This is a genomic window from Streptomyces smyrnaeus, from assembly GCF_017676345.1.
GTDB classification, from domain to species: domain Bacteria; phylum Actinomycetota; class Actinomycetes; order Streptomycetales; family Streptomycetaceae; genus Streptomyces; species Streptomyces smyrnaeus.
The window spans coordinates 167,908-183,032 of sequence record NZ_JAFFZM010000015.1 but is presented as its reverse complement, the minus strand read 5'-3'; the positions used below and the strand labels follow the sequence as shown (position 1 = coordinate 183,032).

Below are 15,125 nucleotides of genomic sequence, written 5' to 3'. Positions count from 1 at the left end.
CTTCCTGGTGGCAGCGCGGCCTCGGCGCCGACGGGGTGGGATCAGCCCTTGACGGGGGTGAACAGGTCGAGCCAGTAGAGGACGTTGAGCAGGACACCGCCGACGATCACAGCGGCGGGGGCGGCCGCCATCCGGACCACCGGGCGGCCCATCGCCTCGTTGAGCAGATAGAGCCCACCCACGACGAGGATGCCGAGGCCGGCGCCCATCGCGTTGGCCGCCATCAGCGAGCCGAAGAGGATGGCCAGGTGGAGGCTGTCGGTGATGGCGCTGCGCAGATGCTCGGACGAGTCGCGGACGCTGGGCAGCTTGCCGAGCACCTTGCCGATGGAGGACAGGGCCATGACCTCGATGGCGAAGACGGCGGCTCCGGCTATCGCCGCCAGTACCGGGTTCGGCATCAGATAGCCGATCGGGTAGACGATCGTGAAACCGGCGATGCCGTAGGCGCCGGAGGCCAGCGCCGTCGTCGCGATCAGCGGGATGAAGCCGAAGAAGCGGTAGAAGTCGACCTGAGCGGCCTCTGAGATGTTGCCCTTGGCTATCAGGAAGCTGGTGGCCTCCCCGCCGCCGAATATGTGCATCTGGGCGAGCATGCACACGCCTGCGCCGAGCACCATGAACAGCGGCAGATAGCGGCGCAGTCGGGCAGCGCTGGTGGAGAACAGCGACGCCATCGGGTCGTCCTCGGGCGGCCCCTGGGCAGCAGTCCCCGACGCGGCCTCGTCCGCCCGGTCGGCCTTGCGCTGCGCCAAGTCCCGCCGGACGGCGAGGCCGATCAGCAGCAGCACACCCACGGCCATGGCGAGGGCACCGGCGAACATGTCCGGCCACAGCTTCATCGTCAGCACGACGAGGGCGAGTTCCAGCACGCCCGCCGCCCCGCCCCAGGCGCGGCCGAACTGCTTGGTGATGGCCAGCACCGGGAAGAGCGTGAACAGGAAGAGGATCGGCGTCGACATCTGCTGCATGGCTGTCAGGAAGTCGACGGGCAGGTCGTGCGCCACTTCATTGGCGCCGTTGAGCCCGAAGACGACCACCGCGCCCCACCCGGCGCCCAGCAGCGGCGCCAGCCACTTCTTCGGCGCCAGCAGGCCCAGGATGTCGGTGGGCAGGAAGAGCAGCCACGGATTGAGGACACCGGAGGAGAGCGCCATCGGCGCGCCGAGCCCGAAGATGAAGCCGGCGGACAGCCCGAAGGAGACCGCCGTGGTGGCCGAGCGGGTGGTACGCCCGTGGATGAAGTCCAGCATGAACGGGCGCACTCCGTCGTTGAAGACGGCCAGCGCCATGTGCGAGATGAACGCGGTCAGCGCGCACAGGAGGATGACGGTCAGCTGCTGCGGCAGCGAGAAGTCCAGCCCGGCGTCTGCGGCCAGTTGCCAGCCGGGGGTGCTCACGGTACTCACGGGGTCGCTCCTTCACGCCCGGGGTGTCTGCGCCGGCACCCGGTCAGGCACGCGCGGCGACGGCGCGGGCGAGCAGGGGGGCGATGGTCTCGATCTGGTCCATGGAGAAGCCGAAGACCTTCTTGCCCTCGGCCAGCAGCGCGGCGACCTCGTCCTCGGTCGGCACCGAGCGGCCGAAGGTGTGGCAGGCGGGCTGCCCGAGGAGGCCGACGAGGACGCCGAGGGAGGCGCCCGCACCGGTGTGGCAGGTCCCCAGGAAGTAGTCGGCCTGGCCGGAGCGGAGCTTCATCGCGGCATCCATGTCGCTGGAGACGGCGACGTCGACGCCGTCGAGACCGAGCGCCTTGACGGCATTCGCGACCTCGGTCTTGCCGACTCCGCCGGTGAGGATTTTCGTCATGGCTTGTTGCCTCTTATCTGTGCTGCGGGGCCCGGGGGTTGAGGCCTGGCCCGGGTATCGGGGTACGGGACGGTCTGCGGGGGTGGGAGATCCGGGAGGGGGACGACGGGCGGCGGGTCAGCCGGAGACGCGCTGGGCGAGGACTGCCAGATGCATGGCCATGAAGTTGACCTCCGAGCCCGGCAACGCGGCCCCCAGTTCCTTCTCGGCTCGGGCGGCGACGCGGCGCGCCCGTTCGACGGCCGCCGGGTGGTCGGCCAGCTCCGCCGCGATCTGTTCGTCGGTCTGGAACTGCTCGATGGGCTCGCCGTCGAGCAGCCGGGTGAGGGCCATCATCAGATGGCTCGTCAGCATGCCCGCCGTCTCCTCGGTGACCGGAGCACCCTCGTCGGCGAGCGCGGCCAGCTCGGCCGTCACGAAGTCGACGACCTCGGGGCGGACTTGGCCGCCCTCGCGGAAGAGCTGGATTCGGAGTGCGAGCTGGTCGTCCACGGCGTTCTCCTCGGCGGCGACAGAAAGCTGGATACTGGATTCTCGTGGCAGCCCGAGCCCGTCCTGGCCGGGCGCGACCCCCGTGCGCTGCGGAGGGAGTGCCGGGTCAGTACGAGGGCATGCGTTCTCCCCGTACGACCGCGGACTGCAGCTTTGTCACCCGTTCGGGGTCGATGGCGTCCCGTATGGCGTGCAGCGCGGCGACGCTCTCGGCTCTTCCGATGACCGCCGCGCTGGAGTTCCGCAGCGACAGGTCTCGCGTTATCTCGTCGCCCAGCGGCAGCACGTCGATGCCCGCGTCGATCCGGCCCTGCACCTCGTCCAGGTTCCAGACGGTGGCGTCCGCCCTGTTCTGCGCCAGCAGATCGGGCAGTTGCATGTACGAGCACTCGATCCACTCGACGTCGTCCCGGTCGGCGAACGCCCGCTCGGCGAGCATCCGCTGATCCTCCGAGGCGTGGTCGACCGCGACGCGCAGGTCCGGTGCGTCCAGCGAGCCGCCTTCGCGCAACAGCACCCCGTGGGCGCCGACGTAGGTGGTGGGGCCGAGGTCGACCACCAGCGACAGGTCCTCCGGATACTCCTCGATCAGCCGGTCGGCGGCGAAGCGGGACAGGACGACCAGGTCGGCCTTGCCCTCCAGCAGCGCCGTGGCCCGGCTGCCCGCGCCGCGCATGAAGGTGATGGCGAAGGGCGTCCCCGCGTCGTCGAAAGCGGCCCGCAGGCCGGTGGCCAGCCCCTCGTAGCGGCGGGAGTAGGGCAGCGGCATGGCGGCGAGCAGCGTACCCAGCCCCGAGAGCCGCCACAGGATCGAGCGGTCCGACCGGATGAGGAACGTCCCCAGATGACCGCGCGCGGCGGTCTCGATCGCCCCGGCCTCCTCCAGCAGCCGCAGCGCGGCCTGGACGGTGCCGTTGCCGCACCCCAGCTCCTCGGCGAAATCCCGCACGCGGGGCAGCCGCGTCTCCGGCTCGTACTCCAGCAGGAGGAGCGCGAGCTGGCGGGCCGCCAGGCCGTTGCGGGTCAGGAACCGCTCGTCGTAACCGTTCACGAAGGAACAGTAAACAGAATCCTGGATTTTTGACAAGACCCCTGCTCCGGCTCCCCTCCGCCCCTCCGTGCCCGCCCCGCTGCTTCCCGGTCAGGCGCGGGCGGGCGGAAGCCCGGGGCTTTCCGGGGGCGGACGCCCGAGTCGACGGAGGCTCGCAACGCCGGGAACTGCTAGAAAAGGGTCATGCGCGGACTTTTCTGGCGCCGGTCGGCTCGGCGCGAACGGCACCGCCGGGTGCCGCCCGCCTCCGCGCGCTCCGAGGAAGGTCCCGGGGACGAGGAAACGCCCGCTGCTCCGGACAGCGAACAGCCGCCGCCCCGCCGGCGCCGCCTCCGGTTCCCCTTCGGGCCCCGCACCGTCGCGGGGGAGGTCTTCGTCCTTCAGGTGACGGTCATCGTGCTGCTCATGATCGCCGTCGTGGTGGCCTTCGTCCTGCACGCCCGGTGGGACAGCAACCGCCAGGCCAAGCAGGAATCCCTCGCCGTCGCCGAGACCTTCGCGCAGGCACCGGACGTGGTGGCCGCCCTGGACCGGCCGAACCCGACCGCGGTACTCCAGCCCCGTGCCGAGGCGGTACGCAAGGCGACCGATGTCTCCTACGTGGTCGTCTGGAAGCCGAACGGAATCCGCGTCGCGGCACCCGACCCCGACCTGATCGGCAAACACGTCATCGGGCCCTTCAAGGACATCGTCGAGGCCGCCCGCGAGGGCCGCTCCTCCAACAGGATCTTCAAGGCGACCACGGGCGAGACCATGGTCTCCGTGGCCCCCGTCACCCGCGCGGACGGCAGTCTCGCCGGGCTGGTGTCCACCGGGGTGCCGATCTCGCAGGTCAACGAAGGGGTGAAGAATCAGCTGCCCGTGCTGCTCATGTCTTCCGCGGGCGCACTCGTCCTCGCCTCCGGAAGCTCCGCACTGGTGAGCAGGCGGCTGCGGCGCCAGACCCACGGCCTGGGGCCCGAAGAGATGACCCGCATGTACGAGCACCACGACGCGGTGCTGCACGCCGTCCGGGAAGGGGTGCTCATCCTGGACGACGCCGGCCGGCTGGTCCTCGTCAACCAGGAGGCCCGGCGGCTGCTGGAACTGCCCGAGAAGGTGGAGGGACGCCGCGTCGACGAGGTCGGCCTGGGTGCGGGCATGGCAGCACTGCTGGCCTCGGGCCGCACCGCCTCGGACGAGGTGCACCTGGCCAAGGGACGGCTGCTGTCCGTCAACGTCCGCTCGACCCGCGGCGGGGAGGGCCCGCCGGGCCGGGTGGCCACCCTGCGGGACAGCACCGAGCTGCACGCGCTGGAAGGCCGCGCGGAAGGGGCTCGGGAGCGGCTGCGGCTGCTGTACGAGGCCGGGGTGCGGGTCGGCACCACGCTGGACGTGGTGCGCACCGCCGAGGAGCTGACCGAGGTGGCCGTGCCCCGGTTCGCCGAATTCGCCACCGTGGAACTGCTGGACCCGGTGCTGCGCGGTGAGGAGCCTTCGGCCGCCCGCACCGACATGCGCCGCACGGCCATGAGCGGTGTCCGCGACGACGCGCCCCTGCTCCCGGTGGGGGAGGTCGTCCGGACCGTCGAGACGGTGCCCGGCGAGGCAGCGGAGGAGAGCGGACAGGCGGTTCTGCTGACCGACCTGCGGGAGGCGCACGACTGGCTGGCCCACCACCCCGAACACGGTCGGCAGGCCCTGGAGTACGGCATCCGCTCACTGATCAGCACCCCGCTGCGGGCACGCGGTGTGGTGCTGGGCACCGTCGACTTCTGGCGTACCGAAGACAGTGAGCCCTACGGCGAGGAGGACCTGGCCTTCGCCGAGGAGCTGACGGCACGCGCCGCGGTCAGCATCGACAACGCGCGCCGCTACACCCGCGAGAACGCCATGGCCGTCACCCTGCAGCGCAGTCTGCTGCCGCGCGGTCTGCCCCAACAGGATGCCCTGGAGGTGGCGTCGCGCTACCGGCCCACCAGGGCGGGGGTGGGCGGGGACTGGTTCGACGTCATCCCGCTGCCCGGCGCCCGGGTGGCGCTCGTGGTGGGCGACGTGGTGGGGCACGGCCTGCACGCCGCGGCGACGATGGGCCGGCTGCGCACAGCAGTGCTCAACTTCTCCTCCCTCGACCTGGCACCAGAAGAGCTGCTGGCGCACCTGGACGAACTGGTCGACAGGATCGACCAGGACCAAACGGCAGAGGGCAACGGCGCGATCGTCACCGGAGCCACCTGTCTGTACGCGGTCTACGACTCGGTCTCCGGCCGCTGCACCATGGCGCGGGCAGGCCACCCCGGGCCCGCACTGGTGCTCCCCGACGGCACCGTCGAGTACCCGGACGTGCCCGTAGGACTGCCGCTCGGCCTGGGCGGCGCACCGTTCGAGACGGCCGAACTGCGGCTGCCCCGCGACAGCCAGCTCGTCCTGTTCACGGACGGCCTGGTGGAGGACCGCGAACGCGACATCGACGACGGCCTGGCCCTTCTGCACCAGGCGCTGACCGGCCACCCCGGCAGATCGCCGGAGGACACCTGCCGCGCCGTGCTCGACACCCTGCTGACCACCGAGCCCAGTGACGACGTCGCGCTGCTGGCGGCCCGCGCCCGGCTGCTCGACCCCGACCGCGTCGCACAGTGGGACGTACCCGCCGACTCCGGTGCCGTGGCACCACTGCGCGCCCAGGTCAGCCGGAAACTGTCCGAGTGGGGGCTGGAGGGTGAGTCCTTCACCACGGAGCTGATCCTCAGTGAACTGGTCACCAACGCCATCCGCTACGGCAGCGAACCCATCCGGGTCCGACTGCTGTACCAGTCCTGCCTCACCTGCGAGGTCGCCGACGGCAGCAGCACCTCGCCCCATCTGCGCCGCGCGGCAGCCACCGAGGAGGGCGGGCGCGGGCTGTTCCTGGTCGCACAGCTCGCCGAGCGCTGGGGAACGCGTTACACGCCGCACGGCAAGGTGATGTGGACCGAGCAGAACCTGCACAGCGAGGCGACCGGCCCCACCGAGGACACCGACAGCCTTCTCGACCAGTGGGACGAGCCCCTGTGACGCCGCTGGGGCCCCGCCGGACTCCTGGCACCGCCGCCCCGTCCCCTCCGGGTGCTGGGCCACACTTGAGCCATGCCTAGCTCCACCCCGTCGCACGGCCCGCACGCCGCCGCGGCAGCTGCGGACACGGCGGCCCCCGGCTCTCCGGACGGCCCGGGCGCACCGTGCGGCCCGGCGGCCACTGCGGCCTCCGCCTCCGCCGCCTTCTCACACACAGCCCCCGCGGCAGAGCCGCAGCAGGCCTCTCCCACGCTGGCGAGCCTGCTGGCGACCGGCGCGGGCGAGGCGCTGGAGGTCGTGCGGGCCCCCCGCGGTACCGGTGTCCCCGTGCGCGGGGTGGGAGTGTTCGACTCCGGAGAGACGCTCGCGGCCCAGGGGCAGGTGCTGATCGCGGCCGGGGTGGACGACTCCTCCGACGTCGCCCCGCTGGTCCTGCGGTCGGCCGCGCGGGCAGGCGCCGTCACCGTCGTCGTACGGCGCGGGGCGAGCGGGCCGTCGCGGCGGCTGCTGGAGGTCGCCGAGGAGACCGCCACCGCGCTGCTGACCAGGGCGCCGTGGATCGAGTGGACCGAGCTGATCGGCATGCTGCGGGCAGGGCTCGCCTACGGCGGCGGCCCGCTCCGCACGGAGTCCCCCACCGACGTACCGCTCGGTGACCTGTCCGCACTGGCGCGGGCCTTCTCCGAACTGGTCGGCGGAGCCATCACCATCGAGGACCCGGACTCGCGGGTGCTGGCCTTCTCACCGACCGAGCACGGCGCCGACCCGCTGCGCCGGCAGACGATCCTCGGTCAGCAGGTGCCCCGGTGGCGGCTGGCGGAACTGGCCGCCAGCGGGTTTCTGCGCACCCTGTGGTCGACGGACGACGTGGTGCACCGCCCCGCCGAGGAGCGGTTCTCCGAGCGGCTGGCCATCGCGGTACGCGCGGGTGACGAGGTCCTCGGCTCCCTCTGGGCGGCCGCCGACGGCAGCCCGTTGCGGCCCGAAGCCCGGCAGGCCCTGCGGGAGGCGGCGCGCACCGCCGCGCCGCATCTGCTGCACCACCGGTTGCGCACCCAGAACGGCTCGACCCGCCGCCGCCGGGCAGTACGGGCGCTGCTGGACGGCACCGGGGAGACCCGCGCCGCCGCCGCGACGCTCGGATTCACTCCGGGAACGCCCTGCGTCGTGCTGTCCGTCGCCGCCGAAGGGACCGGGCCAGGACAGGACGGGGACGGGACGGCGCGGGACAGGGCGCTGCGGATGGCCGCGCTCCAGGTGACCGCCCACCAGCCGGCCGGCTATACCCTGCGCGCCGACAACCGGCTGGACGTACTGCTGCCCCTCCCGGAGGACGAGCCCCCTGCCGTCTCCGGACGCGCCCGGCGGCTGGCGCTGCAGTTGGCCACCGCGGTGCGCGAGGCGGGCGCCCGCCCCCTGGTGGCGATCGGCACGCCCGAGTCCGGCCCGGCACAGGCGCCCGCATCCCGTGCCTGCGCCCATCTCGTCCTGCAGGTTCTGCGGGAGCAGTCGGCGCGCGCGGGGTACGGCGGCAGCCGGGCGGCGCCCGAAGGCGGTCGGGGCGACGGCGGGCCGGGGCCGCTGGAGGTCGCCGACGAGACGGACGTACGGGCGGCGCTGGACGCCCTGCGGGCCGTGCGGGCCGTCGCCGAACTGACGCCCCAGGTGGACGGTCCGGTACGGGAGCTGCTGGCATACGACCAGCAGCACCGCACCGACCTGGCGCAGACGCTCTCCGCCTACCTCAGCAGCTTCGGGGACGTGGCCGGCACCGCACGACAGCTGGGCATCCACCCCAACACCCTGCGCTACCGGCTGCGCCGACTGCGCAGCCACTTCGGGCTCGAACTGGACGACCCCGACGTGCGGCTGCTGGCCGAGTTGGGGCTGCGCGCAGCAGGCCGCTACCCCGCGGGGCAGCGCCCCGACGGCCCGTCGGCATGAGCCGCGCCGAAGCGTCGTTGCGACCCCGCAAGGAACCGGTGCCCCCGCACGGGACCCGGCGGTGCCACCCGAGCGGAAGCGTTGTCCTGTCGCACCACTGTCGGCCCTCCCTGTGGTGCGACAGGACAATGCCGGCCTGTGCGCCGTCGACCCGTTGTGCCAGACCCCATGACCCCGGCCGCAGCTTCGGCCCATCCGCCGCAGACAGGGCACACTCCCGGGGCGCAGAGTGGACGGGTTCGACTGGTCCCGATCCGAGATCCCGATCCCTCGGTCCCGATCCCTCGACCATCGGCCCCGCACCGTCGGGCCCGACGGTGCGGGCCCGCATCCGTCGCGGTCGGGACCGCCGCACAAGGAAGCCGCACGAGGAAGGAGCCGTACATGGTGCTGGACGCTGTGGCACGCAGGCAGGACGCGATCGCCGCAGCGACCCGTGAGGGACTGCTCGGCCCGGAAGCGCCGGTCGTCGCCCTGCTGGACGTGCAAGGCATCAGGGAGACCGCCCGGCAGTTGCACACGGCGTTCACCGGCCCCTCCCCCGTGCTGCACACCTTCGCCGTCAAGGCGGGCGCGCTGGTGCCCGTACTGGAGCTGCTGGCCGACGAAGGAGTCGGCTGCGAGGTGGCGAGCCCGGGTGAGCTGGCGCTCGCCCGCGCGGCAGGTGTTCCGGCCTCCCGGACCGTCTTCGACTCCCCCGCCAAGACCGTGGCCGAGCTGCGCGACGCCCTGGAGACCGGCGTCGCGGTCAACGCCGACAACGCCCAGGAACTGGCCCGCCTGGATGCGCTCGTCGCCGCGCGCACCGCTGCGGGACAGGACCCCGGCGCACCCGTCGGGCTGCGGATCAACCCGCAGGTGGGCACCGGCTCCATCGGCGCGATGAGCACCGCGACAGCCACCTCCAAGTTCGGGATCGGGCTGCGCGACGAGGGTGTCGAGCAGTGGATCGTCGACAGCTGCCTGGCCCGCCCCTGGCTGACCCGGCTGCACACCCACACCGGTTCGCAGGGCGTACCGCTGGAGCTGATGGCCGAGTCGGTACGGGTCGTCTTCGAGCTCGCCGAGCAGATCAACCGCGCCGCGGGCAGACAGCAGATCGACACCCTCGACATCGGCGGCGGCCTCCCGGTGAACTTCGCGGGCGACGAGACCGAGCCGTCCTTCGACACCTACGCCCAACTGCTGCGCCGCACCGTGCCGGGGCTGTTCGACGGGCGGTACACCGTCGTCACCGAGTTCGGCCGGTCGCTGCTGGCCAAACAGGGCTTCATCGCCGCATCGGTGGAGTACACCAAGAGCTCCGGCGGCCGGCGGATCGCCGTCACCCACGCGGGAGCGCACGTGGCGACCCGTACCGCGTTCGCCCCCGAGTCATGGCCCCTCCGGGTCGGCGCCTTCGACGCCAAGGGCGCACCCAAGGACGCACCCGAGGTGGTGCAGGACGTGGCCGGTCCCTGCTGCTTCGCCGGGGACCTGATGGCACGCGAGAGGGCACTGCCCGAGCTGTCACCGGGCGATGTGGTGGCCCTTTGGGACACGGGCGCCTACTACTTCTCGACGCCCTTCCAGTACAACAGCCTGCCCCGGCCCGCCGTTCACGGGTTCTGGCGCGCCGCTGACGGCCGCATCCGCTTCTCACTGGTGCGACCGGCGCAACAGCTCGAGGAAGTGCTGGCCGACAGCGGCGCCGCACAGCGCGGTGCGCTGACCGCCGACACCAGCACCGGCGGTCAGCACCCGCCCACCACCGCCGCCGGGCCCTCACCCGCGTGACCCTCGGCCGGGGCCGACCCACAGGCGACCGACTCCGGCCGATCCGCAGCTGACCGCAACCGTCCCGCGGCCGGCCTGCGGCTGGTGCGCCGTCCGAGATGCGGTGCACCACCCCGACCCGCCTGCCCACCAGGCACACCCATCCCTGTGCGCTGTCCTGGCCCTTGTGCCGTTCGGCGTGCGGGGCTTCGGTGTGCCCCGATCCGTCCACGGAGAACCGAAACCCATGGCGCACGGAGCCGACACCCGCGCGGACGGGGCGACCACCGAGTCCCCCGTTCCTCCCGCATCCGCCCCCGCAGCAGCCCACCGGCCCACCCGGGGGACGCTGGTGCGCGAGGACGGCTACGCGTCGGGCCTGCGCAACAGACAGGTGCAAATGATCGCCGTGGGCGGCGCGATCGGTACCGGACTGTTCCTCGGTACGGGTGAGCGGCTGCGCTCCGCGGGTCCGTCGCTGGTCGTCGTCTTCGCCGTCACCGGCCTGTTCGCCTTCTTCATCGCCCGCGCCATGGGCGAACTGGTGATGCACCGGCCGACGTCCGGCTCGTTCGTCTCGTACTCCAGAGAGCTGCTGGGCGGCGAGAAAGCCGCCTTCGTGGCGGGCTGGGTGTACTTCCTGCACTGGATCTGCAGCGGCATCGCGGAGATCACCGCGGTCGCCGTCTATCTGCACTACTGGAGCGCGCTGCGTGCCATTCCCCAGTGGACGCTGGCGCTGTTCGCCCTGCTGGTGGTGCTGGGCGCGAACCTGATATCGGTGCGCTGGTTCGGCGAGTTCGAGTTCTGGTTCGCGCTGGTCAAGGTCGCCGCCATCATCGCGTTCCTGGCCGTCGGCTGCTGGCTGCTCGCCGGCCGCCACCCGGTACAGGGACATGCGGGCGGACCACAGCTGATCACCGACCACGGCGGGATGCTGCCGCACGGCTTCGTGGCCGCCCTGGTGGTGGTGCAGGGGGTGGTCTTCTCCTACGCGGCGATCGAGATGGTCGGCATCACCGCGGGCGAGACGAAGAACCCGCGGACGGTCATCCCGAAGGCCATCAACGCGGTCTCCTGGCGCATCGTCGTCTTCTACGTGGGCTCGGTACTGCTGCTCGTCCTGCTGCTCCCCTGGAGCGCCTACAGCGGCGACGAGTCGCCGTTCGTGACACTGATGAGCCGCATCGGCGTCCCCGGCGCCGGGCAGATCATGAACTTCGTCGTGCTCACCGCAGCGCTCTCCAGCTGCAACTCCGGCCTGTACTCGACAGGGCGCACCCTGCGCTCCATGGGGCTCGCCGGATCAGCACCGCACTTCACGACGAAGATGAACAGCAGGCACGTGCCGTTCGGCGGCATCCTGCTCACCGCCTCCTGCTACCTGCTCGGCATCGCCCTCAACTACGTCGTCCCCGAGCGCGCCTTCTCCATCGTGCTGAACTTCTCCGCCGTCACGATGATCGGCACCTGGGCGGTGATCATCCTGTGCCAGCTCGCGCTGCGCCGCCGAGTGCGAGAGGGCCGCGCCAAGGACGGCGGCTTCCACCTGCCGGGCTCGCCCTTCACCTCGTACCTGACGCTCGCCTTCCTGCTGCTGGTCGTCGTACTGATGGCCTCCGACGGCGACATCGGCACCTGGACGGTGGCCTGCCTCCCCCTGATCGCCGCCGCCCTGTGGGCGGGCTGGCACGCCGTACGACACCGGGTGACGGCACTGGCTGCGGAACGCCACCGGGCGGCGGACGAACAGGGGGAAACCCCCGAACCGGACGACCCCACAGGTGCGGGGCCCCACCCGTGACCACTCCGGCTACGCTCCAACGGTCGCGGCACGGTTCGGTTTCACACGGGGCCCAGGGTGTTCGGTTTTCTGCGCAGGTCGCCGATCCTTCCTGGGTGGGCAACCGGTTGCGGACGTCCCGCTCGGGCGGCGAGACGGACCCGCAGGTCTCCACCCCGCTGTGGGACATGGCCATGGGCGCGCGGGCAGCCCTCCTGGTACGGCAGGAGGGCGCCCCGGTCACCGAGCAGGCGTGGCGCGACGCCATCGGCCGCCTGCTGGTGGACCAACTGGGCCCCCACCACCCCGAACTGTCCGGCGCCGTCGCTGCGGCGCACGAGGTCCTCGCCCGCATACCGCGCTACGAGGCCCGCTTCCGCGAGGACGGCCTCCTCGCCCCGCACGCCCACGTCCGTCGCACCCTGGCCGCCCCGAGGAGGCCCGCGAAGCACTCCGCGCCATCGGCGCCGCAGCCGCCGAGGAGTACGACACCTGGACCGACTTCTCCCTCGGCTACGTCCTGGGCCGCTGCCTCCACTTCGACGAGGACACTCTCGGCTCCTGGTACCGCGAGGTCCGCGCCTCCCACCGCCTGCTGACGACCCACCGGAAGAGCTCTTGGACGACGGTGCCGCTGCGAGGGTGACGTTCGGCGAGAGCCTCAGGACCCCGAGCCCAACGCCCTTATGGGCTAGGATGTTTACGCTGCGCACCTTCCCGGAAGGTACGAGGCCCGAGTTCTGATCCACTGCACTGAGTGCGAGCGAATGGTCCGCCGTGCTGAACAGTACGGCACCACTGCAGTTGCCCGGTGGGGCAACTGCTTCACCATTCCGCCGACTCATCTGTGGAGTGGTATATGAACCCGGTCGAGTACAAGTCTGCGCGTCGTGTGTGGATCCGCAAGGTCCTCCTCGACGTCGCCACCAAGACCGTCACCAATGTGCTGGCGACGGCACTGGCGGCGGCAGTCTCCCGCCTCCTCTTCTGAGGCGGCACGTGGCGGGTCCGGGAACCCGCCACGTCTCTTCGCTCTCCCGAGGTGCCGTAGTCGGACAGACCTCAAAAGAGAGGGTCCTGGCCCTCCGGGGCTTGGGGCTTCTTCTTACCGGGGCGTCGATGTTCCGGTCGCTTCTGGTGCGGGACCCGCAGCGCCGGTGGGAGTTCCTGCCAGGAAGGCCGCAACCCATGGATCTGAACCTCGCCGACCAGCTCCTTCAGGTACGCTCGCGTCTCTTCGTCCGTTGAATAGAGCACCGTGGCCCGGCTGGCTCGGGTCAGCAGCACGTGGTAGGCGTTGCGGACGCACTGACGAAACTCCTCATCACTGAGGTTGCTGTTCCGGACTTCATCGTCCAGCGAACCCGGTACGGCTACGCGCCTGTACCCGGTCTCCTTGTCCGTCCTCCGCTTTCCCCGCTGGAACACCCACTGACCGTCCCGCCTCACCATGTCGTCGCCCATGATGACGCCGCACCAGTCCCACTCGAGCCCCTGCGCGGTATATACGCATCCGATCTGACCGATGCCCCCTTCGTGGACGGACCACAGCGTGCCCGGAGGAACAGCGCCGTTCTCACAGTAGCTGTCGCCCTTCGCGTTCCACGGGCGGTGCCAGTCGCCGATGCGTACATCGGCCACGAGGCGTTTCTCCTTACCCTGCGGTGGGTTCCAGGGCCAGCAGAACCCGGCAACCATGCGGGCAGTTGCCCCGGCACGGGCTTCCGCGTGGACGATCCTTTCCATTTCTTCCGGTGAATCGGCGACCTCGATATGCATCAGCCCGTCGGGGACCCATTTCCCCGGTTCCTTGCCCGAGAGGCCGAGGAGGTCATGGACCCAGTTCACGTAGGCATCGCTGCCTCCGCACCGGTACTGTGCCCGCAGGTCGAGAGGAACGACCGGGGCTCCGTACTTTTCGGCGGCGTCCACGATGAACTGTTGGGTGCCGACTTCGTTCGGCCGTACCGACTGCCCCTCATCGAGGAAGAACACGGCGACTCGAGAAGCGTCCAGGATTTCTTCGACTTGTGGCTTTGCACCCTTCTCGCCTGATCGGGTCTCGGAGATCTCCCTGAGCCGATGCGCTTCATCGCAGATCAGGACGTCCAGAGGCTCCTCGGGAGGGTTCATGAAGCTACTGAAGTAGGTGAAGCTCTCCTGGAACTCGCGGTCACCGTAACCCACGTGCCGCTGCATCGCACCGTTGAAGGCTCTGGACCCGCTCGCATAGCGGACCTCCAATCCTGCTGCTTCGAACTCAGCCTTGAGTTGCAGACCGATGGCGCTCTTTCCGGTGCCCGCACCGCCCGTGACGACGAACACCGCCCGCTCGAGGTCCGTGGCGTTTTCGCCCAGCACCTTCGCGGCCCTGTCCTTGACATGGTCCGCCACCCTCCGCTGCTCCCGCCGCAGGGTGAAGACGGTGTCTTCGCCTCTCGACATGATCATCGCGTCGAGCAGCGGTGTGTTCCGGACACCCATCCGGCGAAGCAGGATCTCGGCGTAGGAGTACCCGCTGTCCCCGCCGAAGTGCTTCCGCAGGTCCTTCATCAGTTGCTCACGCCTGTCCCGCGTGTAGACGGCGGAGTACGCGCCCATCGGCGCATTGATGCCCAGCAGCGGCTGAATCGATTCCTCCGTCGCGTTGTGCAGGTAGGTGAAGCCTCCGCACTCGAATGACAGCTTGCGCAAAGGGCCGGTCTCGCCCACGAAGCGTTGGTAGTTCGCCTCGAGTTGCAGTGCAGGGTGCGGCTTCTTACCCATCCCCGGCACGACGACTTCCGTGGCAGTGGCGGAGTCCACCTGCGTCACCGACGACCACCGCTTCAGCTCGACAAGCTGCACCGAGAGACCCTCGGTCTCGGGATGGCTACCGAGGAGCACCACATCGATGGTGGGCACGCTCTTGGGGCTCTGTCCGATGGTGGCGGCGCACTCGACGACCATCTCGACATGTCCACGGCCGGCGTCCACCATGACGCGGGCCAGTTCCACCAGGCTCTCCGCCCAGGCGGCGCGCTCCCCGTCGGAGGCGTCATTCTTCCGGAAGCGCTTCCACCGCTCGGCGAGGTGCGGCACCATGCGATGCCGTTCGTCCAGGGTGAGCAGGTCTTCCGCCGAGAGCTTCAGCAGGAGCATGGACACGGATTCTGTTCCCCCCAGGGCACGAGTGACTCGTGCGGGTGGGGGCATGTCCTGCTGGAAGCCCGTCGGGCCGCAACCGTTCCCGACGATCCTAATGAACACCGGCGCCGG

Annotated in this window: 11 protein-coding genes; 6 read left to right on the top strand and 5 right to left on the bottom strand. The window is 70.8% G+C overall.

The window, feature by feature from the left end:
- Window positions 1–41 precede the first annotated feature (41 nt).
- The 4 genes from JW613_RS23985 to yhfZ all read right to left on the bottom strand — a co-directional run bounded on the left by JW613_RS23985 (window position 42) and on the right by yhfZ (window position 3,352).
- Complete coding sequence (locus JW613_RS23985) at window positions 42–1,400, bottom strand: YhfT family protein (protein ID WP_209213073.1); 1,359 nt, start codon at window positions 1,398–1,400, stop codon at window positions 42–44.
- A gap of 52 nt (window positions 1,401–1,452) precedes the next feature.
- A complete protein-coding gene (locus JW613_RS23980; protein ID WP_099884874.1) occupies window positions 1,453–1,809 on the bottom strand; it encodes a DUF2620 domain-containing protein in 357 nt (118 codons plus the stop codon).
- Between the two features lie 117 nt (window positions 1,810–1,926).
- On the bottom strand, window positions 1,927–2,301 hold the full coding sequence (locus tag JW613_RS23975; protein ID WP_209213015.1) for a PRD domain-containing protein: 375 nt from the start codon (window positions 2,299–2,301) through the stop codon (window positions 1,927–1,929).
- A 106-nt stretch (window positions 2,302–2,407) separates the two neighbouring features.
- Complete coding sequence (gene yhfZ / locus JW613_RS23970) at window positions 2,408–3,352, bottom strand: GntR family transcriptional regulator YhfZ (protein ID WP_209213014.1); 945 nt, start codon at window positions 3,350–3,352, stop codon at window positions 2,408–2,410.
- A gap of 183 nt (window positions 3,353–3,535) precedes the next feature.
- Here yhfZ and JW613_RS23965 point away from each other — a divergent pair, with 183 nt between their 5' ends.
- From JW613_RS23965 to JW613_RS35985, 6 genes are all read left to right on the top strand, one after another.
- Entirely contained in the window at window positions 3,536–6,385 is a 2,850-nt protein-coding gene (locus JW613_RS23965; protein ID WP_209213013.1) for a SpoIIE family protein phosphatase, read from the top strand.
- A 72-nt stretch (window positions 6,386–6,457) separates the two neighbouring features.
- Complete coding sequence (locus JW613_RS23960) at window positions 6,458–8,329, top strand: PucR family transcriptional regulator (RefSeq protein WP_209213012.1); 1,872 nt, start codon at window positions 6,458–6,460, stop codon at window positions 8,327–8,329.
- Window positions 8,330–8,713: 384 nt separating this feature from the next.
- Window positions 8,714–10,105 (top strand): type III PLP-dependent enzyme domain-containing protein, encoded by a 1,392-nt coding sequence (locus JW613_RS23955; RefSeq protein ID WP_209213011.1) that lies wholly within the window; start codon window positions 8,714–8,716, stop codon window positions 10,103–10,105.
- 226 nt (window positions 10,106–10,331) lie between these two features.
- Window positions 10,332–11,888, top strand: coding sequence for an amino acid permease (locus JW613_RS23950; RefSeq protein ID WP_209213010.1), 1,557 nt, complete (start codon window positions 10,332–10,334; stop codon window positions 11,886–11,888).
- Complete coding sequence (locus JW613_RS23945) at window positions 11,869–12,513, top strand: DUF1266 domain-containing protein (protein WP_372447991.1); 645 nt, start codon at window positions 11,869–11,871, stop codon at window positions 12,511–12,513. The genes JW613_RS23950 and JW613_RS23945 overlap by 20 nt, the downstream gene beginning before the upstream one ends.
- A 213-nt stretch (window positions 12,514–12,726) precedes the next feature.
- Entirely contained in the window at window positions 12,727–12,858 is a 132-nt protein-coding gene (locus JW613_RS35985; RefSeq protein ID WP_245226182.1) for a DUF6408 family protein, read from the top strand.
- A 71-nt stretch (window positions 12,859–12,929) separates the two neighbouring features.
- On the opposite strand, the gene JW613_RS23940 is transcribed toward JW613_RS35985, so the two are convergent.
- The gene (locus JW613_RS23940) at window positions 12,930–15,008 is read right to left on the bottom strand and encodes a DUF2075 domain-containing protein (RefSeq protein ID WP_245226181.1); all 2,079 of its coding nucleotides are present in this window, start codon (window positions 15,006–15,008) and stop codon (window positions 12,930–12,932) included.
- Window positions 15,009–15,125: the final 117 nt, after the last annotated feature.

Coding starts and splice junctions, on each gene's coding strand:
- JW613_RS23980 (WP_099884874.1), bottom strand. CDS start 1,809: ATGACGAAAATCCTCACCGGCGGAGTCGGCAAGACCGAGGTCGCGAAT.
- JW613_RS23965 (WP_209213013.1), top strand. CDS start 3,536: ATGCGCGGACTTTTCTGGCGCCGGTCGGCTCGGCGCGAACGGCACCGC.
- JW613_RS23960 (WP_209213012.1), top strand. CDS start 6,458: ATGCCTAGCTCCACCCCGTCGCACGGCCCGCACGCCGCCGCGGCAGCT.
- JW613_RS23955 (WP_209213011.1), top strand. CDS start 8,714: ATGGTGCTGGACGCTGTGGCACGCAGGCAGGACGCGATCGCCGCAGCG.
- JW613_RS23950 (WP_209213010.1), top strand. CDS start 10,332: ATGGCGCACGGAGCCGACACCCGCGCGGACGGGGCGACCACCGAGTCC.
- JW613_RS35985 (WP_245226182.1), top strand. CDS start 12,727: ATGAACCCGGTCGAGTACAAGTCTGCGCGTCGTGTGTGGATCCGCAAG.
- JW613_RS23940 (WP_245226181.1), bottom strand. CDS start 15,008: ATGCTCCTGCTGAAGCTCTCGGCGGAAGACCTGCTCACCCTGGACGAA.